The sequence below is a fragment of the Paraburkholderia diazotrophica genome, assembly GCF_038900755.1.
Taxonomy (GTDB): domain Bacteria; phylum Pseudomonadota; class Gammaproteobacteria; order Burkholderiales; family Burkholderiaceae; genus Paraburkholderia; species Paraburkholderia diazotrophica_A.
The window spans coordinates 57,383-74,885 of the sequence record NZ_JBBPEN010000001.1 but is presented as its reverse complement, the minus strand read 5'-3'; the positions used below and the strand labels follow the sequence as shown (position 1 = coordinate 74,885).

Here is a 17,503-nt window from a genome sequence, read left to right as displayed (position 1 = left end):
GGCGGAAGCGATGCAGCAGAGGTAATGCCGCAGGCGCAACGGCCCGTCAGACAGGAATCTTCTTTTCGTAATCGATGGCGCTCGAGCACAACAGCAGACCGACACCGGCCGCCGCGAAGAACATCAGCGCGAGGAAGTACGAGTGCGTGAGCTGCACGATCGCGCCGACGATGACCGGCACCGTGATGCCGCCGATATTGCCGCCTAGATTCATGAAGCCGCCGAGAAAGCCGATCTTGTTGCGCGTGCCGAGCGCCGACGGAATGCACCAGTAAAGTCCGCACCAGCGCAGGAAGAAGAGCGTCGTCGACAGCAGCGCGACCACGGCGATCGGGTTGGTCACGTAAGCGACGGAGAAGATCGACACCGTGGCGACGATTGCCGCGATGCCGAACAGCGTGCGCATCACGGTGTTCGGACGGCCGCCTGCGGCCTTCCATTTGTCGGCGATCCAGCCGCCGAACAGCTCGCCGATGAAGCCGCTGAAAAAGATGATGAAGCTCGAACCGCCCATCTGCTTGATGTCGAAGCCGTGGACCATGTGCAGGTAGTTCGGCATCCACGTGAGCAGGCCGTAGAACACGCTGTTGAAGCACATCCAGCCGAAGAACATGCCCCACACCGAGCGGTACTTCAGGAAGTCGCGCGTGCGTCCGGAGAGCGACGGCGGTTCGAGTGCGGCGTCGCGTGCATGCGATTCCTCGATGTACGCGGCTTCCTGTTCGTTCACGCCCGGATGCTCGCGCGGCGTATTGCGCACGTAGAACCACGCGAGAATGCCGGCGAGCACGGTGCCGACGCCCGCCACCGCGAACGCAAGGCGCCACGAACCAAGTACCGCGATGAGTCCGGTGATGAGGATCGCGCCCAGCGCCGCGCCGAGGGGCGCGCCGCCGTCGAGCAGCGTGGCGCCACGGCCGCGTTCGGTCTGCGTCATCCAGATGGCGTTGAGCTTGCCGCCCGCGGGGTAGATGGGCGCTTCCGATGCGCCGAGCCCAAGACGAGTCAGCAGCAGGCTCGGCGCGTTCGTGCACATCGCAGCGATGGCCTGGAAGAAGCCCCAGAAGACCGTCGCCGAAGCGATGACGATGCGCGGCTTGAAGCGGTCGGCGAGCATGCCGCCCGGAATCTGCATGACCGCGTAAGTCCAGAAGAACGAACTGAGGATGAGTCCCTCCATCGCGGGACCGATCTCGAACTCCTTCGAAATGAGCGGCATGGCAACCGACAGCGACGCGCGGTCGATGTAGTTGATCGCGATGAGGCTGAGCATGACGACGAAAATCTTCCAGCGGACGGTGGACTTACCCACCGCCATTGCGGCTACACCGGATGTTGAAGACATGAGCGGCTCCTGAGATAGGCAGGTGTTTTCGTGACGTCGCGCAACGTATGGCAGAGTATAGGATTAGAAATTTATAATTACAAACGCGATAAACCATTGATATAAAAGAATTCATGTAAAAATTCAGGGTATGTCCCAGGATCGTGTTAAGCTTGCGCTACGATGAATCAGGCAAACGGAACTCCTCTTTTGTTGCGCACCCGCGGCATGGCTGCGGAGATCGCCGCGCGTCTGCGCGTGATGATCGACGAGGGCGAATTGCCGCCTGGCGCGCGCATCGACGAGAAGGAACTGAGCACGGCATTCGACGTGTCGAAGACGCCATTGCGCGAGGCGCTCAAGGTGCTGGTGTCGGAAGGGCGGGTGACGCATCGGCAATACATCGGCTATCGCGTTGCGCCGATCGATCTCGACGACCTGGCCAGCACCTTCGAGATGCTTCACGGCCTGGAAGCGATGGCGGGCGAGCTGTTGCGCCAGCGCGTGAGCCCGGCACAGGTGGCGGCCATCGCGGCGAAGCATCGGCGCATGGTCGACTGTCACAACGCCGGCAAGCGGCTCGAGTACTTCCGGCTCAATCAGCAGATCCACCAGATGATCGTCGATGCAGCCGGCAATCCCGTGCTGACGAATGTGTACGCGTCGTTGATGTCGAAGGTGCATCGCGCGCGCGGTGCCGCCAATGCGGATACGTTGCGCTGGGCCGAGTCGCTCGGCGAACACGAGGCCATTCTTGCCGCGCTCGAAGATTCCGGTCATGCGAACCTGCCGCAAATCCTGCGCGAGCATTCGGAAAATACCGCTCGCGAAGTACTCGCTGTTTTGAATCGCACGCGCGGCAATGCTGCTTCGTCCCGTGAAGCGAGTGCTCTGGAAGCATCCGGCAAGGACGAAGAAGTCGCGCAGTCCGATCAGCCTTGACGGGCGCCGCAAATCGTTTTGCTGCCTGAAGTCTCTACAGCCGCAATGCGCTGAACTCCTTTCTCCACCAGATTCTCCGGCCATTCAAACGCCGGCTCCATGCCGTAGACCAATACGCGGGGGCGCTGAGGGCCGCAGAAAACGCGTCTCTGCGGCCCTCGGACGGAGTGCCCACACGATCATCTGGCAAACTTCGCGAATCACAAGCCCGGAGACTCGTCAGTGTCTATCAACGTGAGCGGTACGGAGGGCTACGCGCAAGCCGCTCAATCGCTGATCGGTCAATGGCGGAACATCTCGTTTGCCGAACACCACGCGGCTGTTTTGCATTTGATCCCAGCGCGCCCGTCCAATGTACTCGACGTTGGCGCGGGTATAGGAACCGACGCGGCTGCGCTTGCAGCAATGGGGCATAAGGTAGTCGCCGTCGAGCCCGTCGACGAGTTCAGAGCGGCTGGCGGCAAGCTGCATCCGGCATCGCGGATCGAATGGCTCGACGATAGCCTTCCGGACCTCAGCGTCCTGCGCGCGATGACACGACGTTTCGATCTCACAATGCTGACGGCCGTCTGGATGCATCTCGACGAAGAAGAACGTCGTCGCGCGATGCCGAATGTCGCTCGTCTGCTGTCCGACGGCGCTTTGCTGATGATGTCATTGCGACATGGGCCGATCCCTGACGGCCGGCGAACGTTCGACGTCTCGGCCGAAGAGACCATTCAGCTCGCGAATCTCCACGGTTTGCAACCGATATTCATTGTTCGATCAGAATCCGTGCAGCGATCGAACCGGCGCATGAATGTGACGTGGACTCGACTCGTATTTGCCAAAGGCGCTGGATCGCTCTGACGTCAACCGAATACGGAAGCGAGAACTTTTCAATTCAATCAGGCATCGTTCCGTTACGCCACTGAAATCGCTTTCATAGGGGAAGGTCCGGGTTTCTCTCGGTTAAACAGTCGCCGGACGGCAGGTACAGTGTCACGCGCGGCACGGTGAACCCGCGTGGACCGACATCGAGCGCCCGCCGGTCGATATCTTCAGTCACACGCAAATGTAATCTTGAAGAAACAGTCGATGAGAAAGAGGCTGATTGACACGACGGGGCGTCCCGCTGCCCGCAAGGTATGGCGGCTCGAGTGCTTTCGCCTGTGGGGGCATGCATGAAGCGGGACCTTTTGCCGGAGTCGCAAGGCGCCTCCAGCCTCGGCGAACTCGCTCGCAGGCTGGCGCGCACACGTCGTCAACTGTTGCGTCGCTGGTTAGCCGAGACGTTGAAACAGTGCGCGCACACCGATGCGAACGCCAAACGGGGACTCATCGGCTATTTCGCTTACGTGCTGTCCGAAGTGTGCGCCGCGCTGCTGATCGCCGAGTGCGACGCTTCCATATCGGTGAATGCGGGCATCGCCCAGCCTGGCAGATTCTGGCCAGCCGAGTGGCGAGTCACGGACCTGTTTCGCAACATCGAATTGCTGCAACGCTGTCTGAAGGACGAAATCCGCGCCTATTTCGGTCCCGTGGCCGCTTCCGTCGATGTGCACATGCGGGCGCACGAGATCGTCGAGCGCACGTTTCGCGCGATTATCGAAAGCGCGATCGACGGGCAACTGCAACGTCAGGCCGCCGAGGTATCGACGGCACAGGACAGCCTGCAAAAGGCTTTGACCACGCTTCAGGCCACGGAGGAGCGGTTGCGTGTCGCGACGAGCGCGGCGGGCATCGGCATCTTCGAGTGGAGTGGCGCTTCACGCAAAGGCGTGTGGGAAAACCGGCAGATGTTCGAGATCACCGGACAGCCGGAGCATCGCGGCCCGTTGACGGAAACCGAGTTCATGACGTCAGTCGTCCACCCTGCCGACGTCGAATTGCTGCGATCGCATTTCCAGTCGCGGCTGGTGTCGGGGGAGCCTGTGCATGTCGCGTTCCGGCTGTACCGGGTAACGGACCGGGCGCTCAGGACCGTCGAAATGTTCGGGTTCCTTCGTCCTCCCGTGCAGCAGGACGATTATGTGTTCGTCGGCAGCCTGTGCGACGTGACAGAGCGCGCGGACGCGGAGGCGAAGCTGAAGGATGCCGATCGGCGCAAGGACATCTTTCTTGCGACGCTGGCTCATGAACTGCGCAACCCGTTGGCGCCCGTGCGCAACGCGGCGCATCTGCTGGGCCACAGCGCGGGCGCTGATCCCGTCAAGCGAGAGTGGCTGCGCAATGTAATCGAACGCCAGACCGGTCATCTGTCGCATCTGATTGACGACCTGCTCGACGTATCGCGGATCACGACGGGCAAGATCGAATTGCGGCGCGAGATCTTCGATATCCGGCGAGCACTGGACCATGCGCTCGAAATCACGATGCCGGCTGCGTTGCAGCGGCATCATGAGATCGTGCGCCTGCCGCTGGAACAGCCTGTTCATGTCGATGGCGATCCCGCACGGTTGACGCAGATGTTTTCGAACCTGCTGGACAACGCCATCAAATACACGGATGACGGCGGGCGCATCGTTGTAGGCGCAAAGGTTGTCGGGCGGGACATATCCGTCACGGTGTCGGACACGGGCACGGGCATTTCCGACGATGCGCTTCCTCACGTGTTCGATCTGTTCGTACAGGGCTCCGGCCACGGCGAGCAATCGAGAGGCGGTCTCGGTATCGGGCTGTCGGTTTGCAAGACGTTGACCGAGATGCACGGAGGGACGATTGCTGCGAGGAGTGAAGGCAGAAACCGGGGCAGTGAGTTCGAGATACGTCTGCCCATCTGCCTGCATAACAATCAGCAGGCGACGGACGCGGACGAAGCCGGGCAACGGCCGCCTGTTTCGCTGCGCATCCTGATCGTAGACGACAACACCGATGCGGCACTATCGCTCGCGATGATCTTCGACACGCACGATGTGCGCACCGCGCACAGCGGGGAAGACGCGCTTCAGATTGCCGCTGCCTTCGAACCGCAGGTCGTGTTTCTCGACCTTGGCCTGCCGGGGATCAGCGGCTACGACGTCGCGCGTCGGCTGAGGGAGCAGGCGAGAGAACAGCAGGCCGCCGGTCAACGCGTCGAAATCGTTGCCGTGTCGGGTTATGGTCAGCCCGAGGACCAGGCTCGCTCGATAATGGCAGGCTGCGACAGTCACCTGGTCAAGCCCGTCAAGATCGAGGAATTGCTCGCGATCGTGGCGCGTATCGCCGGCGATAGAGATTGAGCGCATCGCATGCCTCAAGTGCCGGAAGTGCTCCAAGTGCCCCAAGTGCCTCAGGTGCCCGCCATTTCGCTTGCCTTGCCCTGCGGCGCCATGCCCGTCTGATGACGTGAGCGGCCCGAACTCAGATAGTCCGCAATCGAGTCTTGCGTGACTTCGCCGACATATACGCCATCGGCGTCGAGTACCGGCATCCACGACGTTCGAAACTGGTACATCTTCGAGAGCACGATGCGCAGATTGTCGCCGTCGGATACGGTGGACGGAAATTCGGCCAGCTTGTCCGCGCATACGCCTTCGGCATTGCGTGCGGAGCGGCGCGTGACGAAGCCGCGCGCGTGGAAGCTTTCGTCCACCACGGTCAGATAGCGAAAGTCGTTTTCGTCCATCGTCGTGAACGCCTGCGAGAGCGGCGTATCGGGACGCGCGGTCTCAGGCGTCGTCGCGGCATCGCCGGCCTTTACCAGCAACAGACGCTTCAACGTGCTGTCCGCGCCGACAAACTGACCGACGAAGTCATCGCGCGGATGAGCGAGCAGCGTGTCCGGATGGTCGTACTGCACGAGCTTGCCGCGCCGGAACACGGCCACGCGATCGCCGAGCTTGATCGCCTCGTCGATGTCATGGCTCACCATGATCACGGTCTTCTTCAGTTGCCGCTGCATCTGGAAGAACTCGTTCTGGATCGACTCGCGGTTGATTGGATCGACTGCCCCGAACGGCTCGTCCATCAGAAGCACGGGCGGGTCCGCCGCGAGCGCGCGAATCACGCCGATGCGCTGCTGCTGTCCACCCGACAGCTCGCGCGGATAGCGCTTCAGATACTGCTTCGGATCGAGCGCGACCATCGACATCAGTTCGGTCGCACGCTCCGCGCAACGCTTCTTGTCCCAGCCCAGCAGGCGCGGCACGACCGTGATGTTTTCCTCGATCGACATGTTCGGGAACAGGCCGATCTGCTGGATCACGTAGCCGATATGACGGCGCAGGTCCGTTTCGTTCAGCTTGCCGGTGTCCTCGCCGTTGATCAGCACGCGGCCCGAGGTCGGCTCGATCAACCGGTTGATCATCTTGAGCGTGGTCGTCTTGCCGCAACCGGACGGTCCGAGAAACACGCAGATTTCGCCCTCGTCCACCTTGAGGCTGACAGAATCGACGGCGTGCACTTGCTGGCCGTCTTTCTGCGTAAAAGTCTTGGTCAACTGGTCGAGTTCGATCATGTTTCCTGTACTCCCTTCGGTGTCAGTACGCGCTGCAACAGTTGCAGCAGCAAATCGGCGACGATCGCGAGGATGCTCACGAGCACCGCGCCCACCAGCAGCTTCATCATGCTGCTCTGGCTGATCGCGCGCAGAATCAGCGTGCCGAGGCCGCCCGCGCCGATCACCGCGGCAATCGTCATCACGCCGATGTTCATCACGACGGCGGTGCGCACGCCGCCCAGGATCACTGGCACGGCAAGCGGCAACTCCACGAGCCGCAGTCGCTGCCAGCGTGTCATGCCGATGCCGATGCCCGCTTCCTTGATGCTCGCTTCGACGTTATGCAGCGCGAGATAGGTGTTGCGCATGATCGGCAGCAGCGAATAGAGAAAGACGGCGGTGATCGCCGGCACAGCGCCGATGCCCTCGCCGAAGCGCGAGAAGACCGGGATCATCAGGCCGAACAGCGCGATCGACGGCAGCGTGAGGATCACCGTCGCGATGCCCAGCAGCGGCGCGGCGAGCCATTCCCAGCGGCTCATCAGGACGCCGAGCGGCACGCCGGCAATGATCGCGCAGCCGACCGCGAGGCTCACGAGCCACGCATGCTGCAGCGTGAGTTGAAGCAGTTCAGGCCAGTTCGCCGACAGATAGTCGAACAGGTTCATCGTTCCTCCGTTGTTGCGGCAATCGTTATGGCAATTGATGCGCGCGCAGGAATTCGGCCGCGACCGCTTGCACCGACTTGCCGTCTATATCGACCTGCTTGTCCATGTCGAGGACCACGTCGTTGTTCAAGAGCGCCGACAGTGCATTCAGTTGTTCCGTGAGCTTCGGGTTCTGCTGAAGGATCGGCGCGCGTACCACGGGGGTCGCGTTGTACGGCGGGAAGAAGTGCTTGTCGTCCTCGAGCGGCACGATGCCGAAGCCCTTCACGCGGCCGTCCGTCGTGTAGACAAGGCCGATCGCGATCTGGTTGTTGTGGAGCGCGGTGTAGACAAGACCAGGGTCCATCTGGCGCGTCTCCTTGCGCGTGAAGTGCATGTCGTAAGCGGCTTCGAGCGGCTTCAGTCCGTCCGGACGATTCGCGAATTCCGCGTCCATGCCGAACACGTGACCCACGCCTTTGGGGTCGCTCTTCATCTTCGCGGCCAGTTGCGAGATCGTGCGTATGCCGGTTTTTTTGGCCGCTTCGGCGGGCAGCGCGAGCGCATACGTGTCGTTCATCGGCGATTTGTTCATCCATATCAGGCCGCGCTTCGCATCGAGATCTTTCACGCGCTGGTACATCTCGTCGGGTGTCATCTTTTCGGTGAGCTTGTCGTAGACGAGCGCTGCCGTGCCCGTGTACTCCCACGTCAGGTCGATCTGGTTGTTCTCCTGCGCGCTGCGCAACAGCACGCTGCCGAGGCCCGTGCGCGTTTCGATGGTGTAGCCGCGCGAGCGCAGATACTGTGCCGTGATCTCGACGAGCACGTATTGCTCGGTGAAGTTCTTGCCACCGACGACGATCTTCGCGGCCCATACGGGCATGCTAAGACATGCGGTGACACAACCGGCGATGATGAACGTGACGATGCGGTTCAGTCGATCAGCAATGAGTCGTGTCATGCCGCCACCCCCTTGCGTGTGAGCCATACGCGGCTGACCGTCGAGACGATCGCATCGAGCAGCAGCGCGAGAATGGCCGTGGCGGCCGCGCCGAGAAGCAGCATCTGGTTGTTGTTGAGGTTGATGCCGGGAAAGATCAGCGTGCCGAGGCTGTCCGCGCCGATCAGATACGCAAGCGGCGCCGTGCCCACATTGATCGCGAGCGCGGTGCGAATGCCGCCGACGATGATCGGCATCGAGTTGGGCAACTCGACTCGCAACAGCGATTGCGTATTCGTCATGCCGAGCCCGCGCGCCGCTTCGAGCAGCGCCGGCGCGACGCCTTTCATGCCGACGTACGCGTTTCGTGTGATCGGCAGGAGCGAGGCGAAGAACAGCGCGACGATGGCCGGCACGTCACCGATGCCGAAGATGCCGAGCGCGATCGCCAGCACGGCGAGCGACGGCACCGTGTTGCCGATGTTGAAAATCTGCATGAACGCTTCGGCCTGGCGCGCCATCGACGGCCGGCTCAGCAGCACGCCGATCGGCACGCCCACGAGAATCGCAAGCACCATCGAATAGCCCACCAGCACCAGATGCCGGATCGCGTAGTAAGCGAGGTCGCCAGAGTACTGACGATATGTGTCGGGCTCGATCGCCTGTGTGAGAAACACGACGATGAGCGCGACGAAGATCAGGCTGCCCGCAAAGCGGACAGTGCGTCGATTAGGCAAGATGGCCTCCCTTTTCTGGCTGAAGCGGAGCCTGTGGCCGCTATGGAAGCATCCGGCAGAGCACGCAGTCCCGCAGTCCATTTGGGCGGCGGCGGCTCAGGCCGGTGACGAAGGCGACAGCCTCGGCGGCACGGAGGCGACCGGATGCTGCATACGGTCAGGCCGATGGTCTGCCGCTCATTGAACAAGGAACGCACGCGTGGCGACGTTCCGCAGATTGCAAAGGGGTGGTTGTTGGCTTCCCTGTGTGTTGCTGCGAACTCGGGTGCTTCGCGATGAGCACCGGGAGGGATGCAGCAAGCAGCGTGCCTGATCGCGTTGGCGATCGCGAGTGAAGGCCGATATTTCTGCGAAGTCATTCCCTATCCAAAGCAATGTCCTTCACTAATTAACTGTATAAGAATTGGGGATCGATAAAGAATAAAATTCCGAAAATAGGGGAACGAATCCCCTTGCCGTCGCATATAAACGTTTTCTTCGTTACATCGTGTTACACGATGCAAAGACGCTACTCCATATCGACGAATACGCGAAAAATATCTCTTGCATCTGTATTCATCAGAAGAATCGACCTATTTCATTTTTCGCCCTAATGCGTGGCCTCTTTGCTGCCGAAAACCAAGCATTAATTACGCGTATTCGCGAGCACGAAGGCAGTAATTACCGATAAAAGCCATTGACCCCGCTTTGCGTTTTTCGAGCAGGTCAATGGCAGATATTTCGTCATCCGAAGTAAATGCGTCGGTCGTCACTCACCCATATGTGCCGCTGTAGCGACCGTTCCCTTTTTAGCCATTTTCGGCAGCGGACCCTTTCCATGATTAATCGACGTCAATTTTTAGGCCGCGTCGCGGCACTTGGTGGCAGCTATGTGCTCAGCGCATGCGGCGGCTCATCCGATTTCGGCACGAGCGACACTGCTGCGGCTAAGGCAGCCAAGGGAGCGAAAGCGGCAGCGGCATCCGCCAACGGCACAACGATTCCGCCCGCCAGCTCGATCATCGACAATCACGGCAGCGTCTGGACGCTGGTTGGCGGCTCCGTCTACAAAGATGGCGTCAAGGCCAACAACAACTACAACGTGTCGATGGTGCTGTGGTACGGCGGCGGCGTGTATCACCAGGGAACGGGCGGGCAGTTCTACGGATGGAACGGCACCACATGGATCGCATGCAACGATCCGCGGCTGGGCGGCACTTCTGCCGATGGCACGGCGATTCCGTCCGCCTCGTACATCATCGACAAGGTCGGTAATGTGTGGACCGTCGTGAGCGGCGTCATCTATCGGAATAACAACACCGTCGGCAATACCTACAACGTTTCGCTGCTGCTGTGGTACGGCAGCAAGATCTGGCATTGCGGCACGGGTGGGCAGTTCTACGTCTACACGGACGCGGGCACCTGGTTGCCGTGCAACGATCCCCGCATCGTGTCGGCAGCGACGGCCGGCACGTTCTACGGTATCAACGGACACTACGACTATCGCTACACGCCGGACCAGATCGTGTCGATCATGAAGAGCATGGGGTGCTCGACTTATCGCGTCGGTTGCATCGACGACCCGGTATCGCTAGGCGCAGTCGTCGAGCTGGCCAAGGCCTTCCAGGCAGCGAGTCTCACGTTGTTCGTGCTCGTCAATTTCGGCATCCACGAATCCCCCGGCGTCATGTTCGCGAGCGAATCGGCGGCCTACAACCGCACACGCGCAGGCGCGGCCACGATCGCAGCGGCGCTTGCGCCATGGGGCGTCACGATGTACGAATGCGGCAACGAGCTGACCCGGGAAAGCGAGATCATCCTCGATCAGACCAATGCCGGATCGAAACCAGCCGACTTCAACAACGCGAACTGGCCGATCATGCGCGGCGCGATGCGCGGCATGATCGACGGTGTGAAGTCGGTGCAGCCCATCGCCAAATGCGGCGTCAACTTTTGCGTGGCCGACGTCGGCGCATCCGACGCGCTGTGGGACGGCATGCAGCCGGACGGCACGGGCGGCTATCCGCAAGTGCGCTGGGATATGACGACGTGGCACAACTATGAAGTGTACGGCGACATCTTCAACGTCGGCACGGACGGAGCAGGCCCAGGGTTCGATCTGCCGAGCTACTGCAAGGCTCGCTACGGCGTACCGTTCCTGATCACGGAATGGAACACGGGACCGGAAAGCACAGAAGCCTATCGCGCGAACTACATCAGCACGCAGTTCGCTAACTACTATCGCGCGCGGAAGACGAAGAACATCCAGTCGGTGATGTACTACGTGCTCGACAGCGGAGACACGACTTACGGCCTGATGATCGACGGAGCCGTGGTGCCTCAACCCTATAACGCATTTACCGCTTTCGTCGCCGGCAACCCTGATGTCTGATGGACGAATCGCTTCGTGAAGGCCCAGGCGCATCAAGGGATGCGTCTGGACCGTTCTCTTGGCATGCCGGCGCGCGGCCGGAGCAACACGATCGAACAGTGCGGAACGACGCGTGCTCACGTAAGGGACGTGACAGCCAGCCGAAACCGCAAACGCCACCACCGCCTGCGCATCGCCCGATCCGACGCGTTCCGCCTCTGCATGCAGTCGCTCGTCGCAAGCGCGCTTGCGTACGGGAGCATGAAGCTCGTCGATTCGCCGAGTCTTACATGGTGCGTTTTCTCGAGCCTTTTTACGTTGCAAGTGAATCTCGACCGTAGCCTGAAGAGCGGCGTCGGACAGATCATCGGCGCGACGCTCGGCACCGTGGCGGGACTCGCGGCCTTGTACTTCTTTCCCATTGCCGCCGATGCGTTGCCGAGGCTCGGTCTTGCCACGCTTGTAACGTGCCTGACATCGACGATCTTTCCCACCACGAACTACAGCATCTTCGTGGCCGCGGCGCTTGCGCTGGAGCCCTCCGCGGGCATCGCGGGCGCGCTATCGCGCGCTTTGGCGGTCGTGCTCGGCTCGGCCATTGCCATCGTGGTGTCCCTGACTGTCTGGCCCAAACTTGCCCGCTCGCACGCGTTCGACATCATGGGCGAACTGCTCGACGATTGCCGCGCGCTGCTTGCGACGCTGCCGATACTGAATCCGCTCGAAAACCGCTCGAACGTCGATGCGCTTCACGAGCGCTTTCTACGTCACCTTGTCGATGCGAGAGCGACCAGCGGAGAAACGCGCCTGCAGGCGCGCTTCCGGAGCGGCCCGCCGTTGCACGTGGCGCTCACCGCGTTCGAAGCGCTGTGGCACGGACTGGTGCTGCTGGATCGCGTCGGCCAGACGCATGGCGGTGTGCTGTCCGACGAAGACCGCAAGGCGTTGATCAAATGCGTCGACGCGGCGAGCGACAATGCTTGCGCCTATCTCGAACAGCTTGCCGCGTACATGCGCAACAACGCGCCGCTGCCGTCGACCCAACGTTGCTTGCGACCGCTTCACGATGCCGCGACAGCCGCGCGATCGCACTTCGCGGCGGCTGTCGCGAAGCGCGATCAATGCCCGGAGCAAATGCAGGCGTTGTGCACGTTGTCGTTCGCGCTCGACCAGATCGAGTCGAACCTGAACCACATCGGCGAGTTGCTGGAACCGCGATCGGGAAGGTGAGCCGTCACGCGTTGTACGCGGTGAAGGCGCGCTTCCTTGCTGTCATATAATTCTGGCTCGATCGCCGCCCCCTCTTTTATGTCCCTGCTCGAAAGTCATCCTGCCATTCCGGTGCTAGCCCTGCTCGTTGTGTCGCTCGCGACAGCGAGCTTGCTCGCATCGAAACTTTCGTTTTTCCGGTCGGCGATCGACCGTGAAATCGCTTCGCGAAGATTTCACGCGATAGACGGCTTGCGAGGCTTTCTCGCCGTTGCAGTGGTGATCCACCACATAGGCATCAACTACCTCTATTACCAGACTGGCGTCTGGCAACTCACACCGTCCCGCGTGAACACGTTCCTCGGACGCGGTGCCGTCGCAATGTTCTTCATGATCACCGCTTTCCTGTTCTGGGGCCGCGTGATCGCTTCGAGTGGCCGTCTGGATACTCGCCAATTTTTTGTCTCGCGAATTGCCCGCATGGTGCCGATGTATCTGCTCGCATCCCTTTTGCTGGTTGTCACTGCCCTCTCATTGACGCACTTCAGGCTGGTTGTCGGCGCACGTGATCTGCTGCAGCAGGTCTTGTCATGGGCACTGTTTACAATCCCGGGCGCACCCGCCATCAACGGATTCGAGAAGACGTCACTCATCAATACAGTCTTCTGGTCGCTTGCCTATGAATGGAAGTTCTACCTGATGCTTCCCTTGCTGGCGATCTTCGCAAGCGGAAGAAGCCAGTGGGTTCTCGCGGCCGCGTCTGCTGTGATGATCTATGTCTTCTCGCAGAGCAACCTGGAATGGTTCTTTCTGGCTGGTTGCATGACTGCTGTTGTCATTCGCATCGAGCAAGTGCGTTACATGGCGTGTGGTTGGCCAGCGACAGTGCTTGCGATCTCGTGCATGGCTGCCACGCTGACCTGGCAACCCTCGGTCTACACGATGCTCGGCGCGGCACTTCTTTTCGTGCCGTTCTCGATTTTTGCGAGCGGCAATAGCGTCTTCGGGATTCTGACGTGTCGTCCTGCTCGACTGCTCGGGCTGGTCAGCTACAGTATCTATTTGCTGCACAACTGGCTGCTTTACCTCGCGTCAAGAGCATTCGACCATTTCACGCCGGTTGCACGCCTGACCCCGGTCGAGTATTGGCTCTTTGGCATGCTCGTATTGGTCGTGACGATCATGCTTTCGCTGATAACATTTCGATTCGTCGAGCACCCGTTCATCGATCGCCGACGAGCACCGTCAAATCAAAAACTCGAACTCATCAAAGTCGCAGATCCACAATAATGCGTGAGCCGTACATGCGGCGACGCGTGCCGTAGAGCATGAAGTCCCCACCTCGACGGGATCACGAATGCAAACACCAAATGCAACTGTCCCGATCTCTCTCGTCAACGGCTTTCTAAAAGCCTGCGGCGCGCAGCCCGACGTCACGCATCGCTATCTTCACGGGGCGGGCATCACGCCCGCGCTACTCGGCAAGCGAGGCGCCCGCGTGACCGAGGAGCAGTTCTCCACGCTGTATCGCACGCTCGCGATCGAGATGGATGACGAAATGCCGGGCATCTTCAGTCGTCCGCTACGCAGCGGCACATTGAAGTTTCTCTGCCTCAGTCTGCTGGATGCGCCGAACCTCGAAACGGCGCTGCACCGCTTCGGGCAGTTCTTTCATATCGTGCTCGACGACTTTCGTCTGGAATCGCGCCGCAGCGATCTGATGGCGCAGGTCGAACTGCGACCGAATCCCGTGTATGGGAACATCGGACCGTTCGGCCAGGAGCTGATGCTCAAGCTCGTGCACGGTGTCTCGTCGTGGCTCGTCGGGCAGAAAATACCGCTGCTGCGCGTCGATTTCGCGTGTCCGCAACCGCCGCATGCCGTCGATCACCGCTACTTCTTTTCGGGCCCGGTGCGCTTCGGCTGCGATGCCACGCTGATGCGCTTCAGCGCAGCCTTTCTCGACATGCCGATCCGCCAGCGCAAACGCAATCTGCGCAAGTTTCTCGCGCGCTCTCCGGGCGAATGGATCTTCGAGTCGTTCAGCGAGCAACTCGTCAGTCATCGCGTTCGCCAATATCTCGCGAGCGATCTGCCCGACCTGCCGACGATCGAGCAGGCTGCGAAAAATCTCCACTGCTCGGTGCGCACGCTGTGCAGGCGCCTTTCCTCCGAAGAGACGACCTTTCAGATGCTCAAAGACGAACTGCGGCGCGACATCGCTATCCAGCGGCTGACCGAGACACACGATACGATTGCCGTGATTGCCGGCGACATCGGCTTCGACGATCCAAGCGCATTTCATCGCGCTTTCCGGCACTGGACGGGCAGCACGCCCGGCACCTACCGGCGGCCCATCGAGGCTGGGTGAAAAGCCTCGGGCCACTACGGGCGCGCCCGCTCGTCGTGGCCGGATTTGTCACTACGTGGGCATGTTTGGACAGCCTGTGCACGGCATATGCCGGTACGATCGTTTGCATCGTCACCGCCTGGCCATTTCGTTTCGGGCGTCGTGGCAGTTATCCATCGACCGCTTGATTGGACGAATCACCATGAGCTACACCGCCCCCGTCAAAGACATGCTTTTCGTGCTCAGCGAGCTGAGCGGCATCGCAGACATCGCTGAACTGCCCGGCTTCGAAGAGGCCGGCCTTGAAACGGCCCAGGCCGTAATCGAAGAATCCGCGAAGCTGTGCGGCGAAGTGCTGGCGCCGCTGAACGTCGAAGGCGACCGGAACCCGAGCAGCTGGAAGGACGGCGTCGTCACGGCCACGCCCGGTTTCGCCGATGCGTTTCGCCAGTTCGCCGCGGGCGGCTGGCAGGGCGTGCAGCATCCCGTCGAATACGAAGGCCAGGGGCTGCCCAAGCTGATCGCGGCGGCCTGCATCGAGATGCTCAACGCGTCGAACCTGTCGTTCGCGCTGTGCCCGCTGCTGACGGACGGCGCAATCGAGGCGCTGCTCACGGCCGGCAGCGAAGAACAGAAGCGCACCTACGTGCCGAAACTGATCTCGGGCGAATGGACGGGCACGATGAACCTCACCGAGCCGCAGGCGGGCAGCGATCTCGCGCTGGTGCGCACGCGCGCCGAGCCGCAGGGCGACGGCTCGTACAGGCTCTTCGGCACGAAGATCTTTATCACGTGGGGCGAGCACGACATGGCCGGGAACATCGTCCACCTGGTGCTCGCGCGCACGCCGGATGCGCCCGAAGGCGTGAAGGGCATTTCGCTTTTCATCGTGCCGAAGTTCGTCGTCAACGAGGACGGCTCGCTGGGCGAGCGCAACGACGTGCATTGCGTGTCGATCGAGCACAAGCTCGGCATCAAGGCGAGCCCGACGGCGGTGCTTCAGTTCGGCGATCACGGCGGCGCGATCGGCCACCTGATCGGCGAGGAGAATCGCGGCCTCGAGTACATGTTCATCATGATGAATGCGGCGCGCTTTGCTGTCGGCATGCAGGGCGTCGCCGTGTCGGATCGCGCGTACCAGAAGGCCGTCGCGTATGCGAAGGAGCGCGTGCAGAGCCGGCCCGTCGATGGCTCGGCGAAGCAGGCGGTGTCGATCATCCATCATGCCGACGTGCGCCGCATGCTCGCCACGATGCGCGCGCTCACGGAAGCGTCGCGCGCGCTCGCGTATGTCGCGGCGTCGCACTGCGATTTCGCGCACCGTCATCCCGACGACGCGAAGCGTGCTGAACATCAGGCGATCTACGAGTACATGGTGCCGATCGTGAAGGGCTGGAGCACGGAGCTGTCGATCGACGTGACGAGCCTCGGCGTGCAGGTGCATGGCGGCATGGGTTTCATCGAGGAGACGGGCGCGGCGCAGTACTACCGCGATGCGCGCATCCTGCCGATCTACGAAGGCACGACGGCGATCCAGGCGAACGACCTGATCGGACGCAAGACGGCGCGCGATGGCGGCGCGGTCGCGAAGGCGCTGCTCGCACAGATCGCGCAGACGGTCGAAGCGCTGAAGCAGCACGATGGCGCGGCGTTCGCGGCGATGCACAAGCATCTGTCGCATGGACATGATGCGTTGCAGTCGGTCGTGGCCTTTGTCGTTGCGAACGTGAAGCGCGACCCGAACGCGGTGTTCGCGGGCAGCGTGCTGTATCTGAAGCTCGCGGGCATCGCGCTGGGCGGCTGGCAGATGGCGCGCGCGATGCTCGTCGCGCAGCAGAAGCACGCGGATGACCCGTCGTTTTACGGCGCGAAGATCGCTACCGCGCAGTTCTATGCCGAGCACGTGCTGCCGCAGGCGGTGGCGCTGGAAGCGTCGATTGTCAGCGCGAAGGGCGCGGAAGGCGTGCTGGCGCTGTCGGAGGATCAGTTCTGAGGACAGGCGCCGACAAGCTCGACCGAGCGGGCAGCGACATCTAACGCTGCCCGTCATGTTCCACTCAATGCATGGCGATGCGGGCAAGCGACAAAACCGCATTCGCTATTTGCTCGCCCCCTCTTCACCAACGGCCGCCACGCGGCTGTTTCATCGCGTCCCGCACCGCCTCATCCCGCACGGCATAGGCCGTCGAGCGTCGCGACACGCGCCGCTCACCCCATCTTCCCGCTCAACCCCTTCAGTCCTTTGATCACGACGAGTAGTGCGCGGCCGTGCTCTTCCGAGCCGTCCCATGCGTCGACGATCGCGTTACGCAGCAGCTCGTTGTAACCCGCTGCCCGGCCGCTCGCGCGGCGCGGCGCCACGCCATAGAAACTGCATAGCTTATTGAATGACGCGCTCTTGCGAACGCGCTGCCCCTCCGATAGCCGAAGCCGCGACACAGTAGGCTGGCTGACGCCAGAAAGCCGCGCTATTTCGCTGGACGAACGCGTATCCGCCAGCAAGCGGCGCATCAGATCCTGCACGGGAAAATCGCTCTTCGGGGCTTCCATTCGACGCATTATAGCTATACATTAACGCTTATTGAATTGGCCGATAGATTTT

The 17,503-nt window shown here is 61.4% G+C and carries 15 protein-coding genes; 8 read left to right on the top strand and 7 right to left on the bottom strand.

Annotated features, from left to right (window positions below):
- Positions 1-46: 46 nt before the first annotated feature.
- Positions 47-1,345: an MFS transporter gene (locus AABE10_RS00375; RefSeq protein ID WP_342931336.1), complete on the bottom strand. Its 1,299-nt coding sequence runs from the start codon at positions 1,343-1,345 to the stop codon at positions 47-49.
- Positions 1,346-1,552: 207 nt separating this feature from the next.
- Here AABE10_RS00375 and AABE10_RS00370 point away from each other — a divergent pair, with 207 nt between their 5' ends.
- A complete protein-coding gene (locus AABE10_RS00370) occupies positions 1,553-2,266 on the top strand; it encodes a GntR family transcriptional regulator (protein ID WP_342932216.1) in 714 nt (237 codons plus the stop codon).
- Positions 2,267-2,485: 219 nt separating this feature from the next.
- Here AABE10_RS00370 and AABE10_RS00365 read toward each other — a convergent pair whose 3' ends face one another.
- Positions 2,486-2,737: a hypothetical protein gene (locus AABE10_RS00365; RefSeq protein WP_342932270.1), complete on the bottom strand. Its 252-nt coding sequence runs from the start codon at positions 2,735-2,737 to the stop codon at positions 2,486-2,488.
- Between AABE10_RS00365 and AABE10_RS00360 the strand changes: the two genes are divergently transcribed.
- Both AABE10_RS00360 and AABE10_RS00355 read left to right on the top strand, forming a co-directional pair.
- Positions 2,642-3,115 (top strand): class I SAM-dependent methyltransferase, encoded by a 474-nt coding sequence (locus AABE10_RS00360; RefSeq protein WP_342932215.1) that lies wholly within the window; start codon positions 2,642-2,644, stop codon positions 3,113-3,115. The genes AABE10_RS00365 and AABE10_RS00360 overlap by 96 nt on opposite strands.
- Positions 3,116-3,429: 314 nt before the next feature.
- The gene (locus tag AABE10_RS00355; protein ID WP_342931335.1) at positions 3,430-5,466 is read left to right on the top strand and encodes a hybrid sensor histidine kinase/response regulator; all 2,037 of its coding nucleotides are present in this window, start codon (positions 3,430-3,432) and stop codon (positions 5,464-5,466) included.
- A 50-nt stretch (positions 5,467-5,516) separates the two neighbouring features.
- On the opposite strand, the gene AABE10_RS00350 is transcribed toward AABE10_RS00355, so the two are convergent.
- Genes AABE10_RS00350 through AABE10_RS00335 form a run of 4 tightly spaced genes read right to left on the bottom strand, consistent with a single transcriptional unit; the run spans position 5,517 to position 8,992 of the window.
- A complete protein-coding gene (locus AABE10_RS00350) occupies positions 5,517-6,683 on the bottom strand; it encodes an ABC transporter ATP-binding protein (RefSeq protein WP_342931334.1) in 1,167 nt (388 codons plus the stop codon).
- Entirely contained in the window at positions 6,680-7,333 is a 654-nt protein-coding gene (locus tag AABE10_RS00345; RefSeq protein WP_342931333.1) for an ABC transporter permease, read from the bottom strand. The genes AABE10_RS00350 and AABE10_RS00345 overlap by 4 nt, the downstream gene beginning before the upstream one ends.
- 25 nt (positions 7,334-7,358) lie before the next feature.
- Positions 7,359-8,276, bottom strand: coding sequence for a glycine betaine ABC transporter substrate-binding protein (locus tag AABE10_RS00340; protein WP_342931332.1), 918 nt, complete (start codon positions 8,274-8,276; stop codon positions 7,359-7,361).
- Entirely contained in the window at positions 8,273-8,992 is a 720-nt protein-coding gene (locus AABE10_RS00335) for an ABC transporter permease (RefSeq protein ID WP_342931331.1), read from the bottom strand. Before AABE10_RS00335 ends, AABE10_RS00340 begins: the two co-directional genes overlap by 4 nt.
- Before the next feature lie 817 nt (positions 8,993-9,809).
- Here AABE10_RS00335 and AABE10_RS00330 point away from each other — a divergent pair.
- The 5 genes from AABE10_RS00330 (at position 9,810) to AABE10_RS00310 (ending at position 16,894) form a co-directional block, all read left to right on the top strand.
- Positions 9,810-11,363 (top strand): hypothetical protein, encoded by a 1,554-nt coding sequence (locus AABE10_RS00330; RefSeq protein ID WP_342931330.1) that lies wholly within the window; start codon positions 9,810-9,812, stop codon positions 11,361-11,363.
- Positions 11,364-11,402: 39 nt separating this feature from the next.
- Positions 11,403-12,572, top strand: a complete 1,170-nt coding sequence (locus tag AABE10_RS00325; protein ID WP_342931329.1) for an FUSC family protein — start codon at positions 11,403-11,405, stop codon at positions 12,570-12,572.
- A 36-nt stretch (positions 12,573-12,608) separates the two neighbouring features.
- On the top strand, positions 12,609-13,841 hold the full coding sequence (locus tag AABE10_RS00320; RefSeq protein WP_342931328.1) for an acyltransferase: 1,233 nt from the start codon (positions 12,609-12,611) through the stop codon (positions 13,839-13,841).
- 67 nt (positions 13,842-13,908) lie between these two features.
- Positions 13,909-14,922: an AraC family transcriptional regulator gene (locus tag AABE10_RS00315; RefSeq protein ID WP_342931327.1), complete on the top strand. Its 1,014-nt coding sequence runs from the start codon at positions 13,909-13,911 to the stop codon at positions 14,920-14,922.
- A 181-nt stretch (positions 14,923-15,103) separates the two neighbouring features.
- Complete coding sequence (locus AABE10_RS00310; protein ID WP_342931326.1) at positions 15,104-16,894, top strand: acyl-CoA dehydrogenase; 1,791 nt, start codon at positions 15,104-15,106, stop codon at positions 16,892-16,894.
- Between the two features lie 215 nt (positions 16,895-17,109).
- Here the strand turns inward: AABE10_RS00310 and AABE10_RS00305 are convergent, their stop codons facing one another.
- Positions 17,110-17,451, bottom strand: a complete 342-nt coding sequence (locus AABE10_RS00305; protein WP_342931325.1) for a helix-turn-helix transcriptional regulator — start codon at positions 17,449-17,451, stop codon at positions 17,110-17,112.
- Between the last annotated feature and the right edge of the window lie 52 nt (positions 17,452-17,503).

What these genes read in the sequence shown, in the direction of transcription:
- AABE10_RS00375 (WP_342931336.1), bottom strand. Translation starts at nt 1,345, where the DNA reads ATGTCTTCAACATCCGGTGTAGCCGCAATGGCGGTGGGTAAGTCCACC.
- AABE10_RS00370 (WP_342932216.1), top strand. Translation starts at nt 1,553, where the DNA reads ATGGCTGCGGAGATCGCCGCGCGTCTGCGCGTGATGATCGACGAGGGC.
- AABE10_RS00365 (WP_342932270.1), bottom strand. Translation starts at nt 2,737, where the DNA reads ATGCAGCTTGCCGCCAGCCGCTCTGAACTCGTCGACGGGCTCGACGGC.
- AABE10_RS00355 (WP_342931335.1), top strand. Translation starts at nt 3,430, where the DNA reads ATGAAGCGGGACCTTTTGCCGGAGTCGCAAGGCGCCTCCAGCCTCGGC.
- AABE10_RS00350 (WP_342931334.1), bottom strand. Translation starts at nt 6,683, where the DNA reads ATGATCGAACTCGACCAGTTGACCAAGACTTTTACGCAGAAAGACGGC.
- AABE10_RS00345 (WP_342931333.1), bottom strand. Translation starts at nt 7,333, where the DNA reads ATGAACCTGTTCGACTATCTGTCGGCGAACTGGCCTGAACTGCTTCAA.
- AABE10_RS00340 (WP_342931332.1), bottom strand. Translation starts at nt 8,276, where the DNA reads ATGACACGACTCATTGCTGATCGACTGAACCGCATCGTCACGTTCATC.
- AABE10_RS00330 (WP_342931330.1), top strand. Translation starts at nt 9,810, where the DNA reads ATGATTAATCGACGTCAATTTTTAGGCCGCGTCGCGGCACTTGGTGGC.
- AABE10_RS00325 (WP_342931329.1), top strand. Translation starts at nt 11,403, where the DNA reads ATGCGTCTGGACCGTTCTCTTGGCATGCCGGCGCGCGGCCGGAGCAAC.
- AABE10_RS00315 (WP_342931327.1), top strand. Translation starts at nt 13,909, where the DNA reads ATGCAAACACCAAATGCAACTGTCCCGATCTCTCTCGTCAACGGCTTT.
- AABE10_RS00310 (WP_342931326.1), top strand. Translation starts at nt 15,104, where the DNA reads ATGAGCTACACCGCCCCCGTCAAAGACATGCTTTTCGTGCTCAGCGAG.
- AABE10_RS00305 (WP_342931325.1), bottom strand. Translation starts at nt 17,451, where the DNA reads ATGGAAGCCCCGAAGAGCGATTTTCCCGTGCAGGATCTGATGCGCCGC.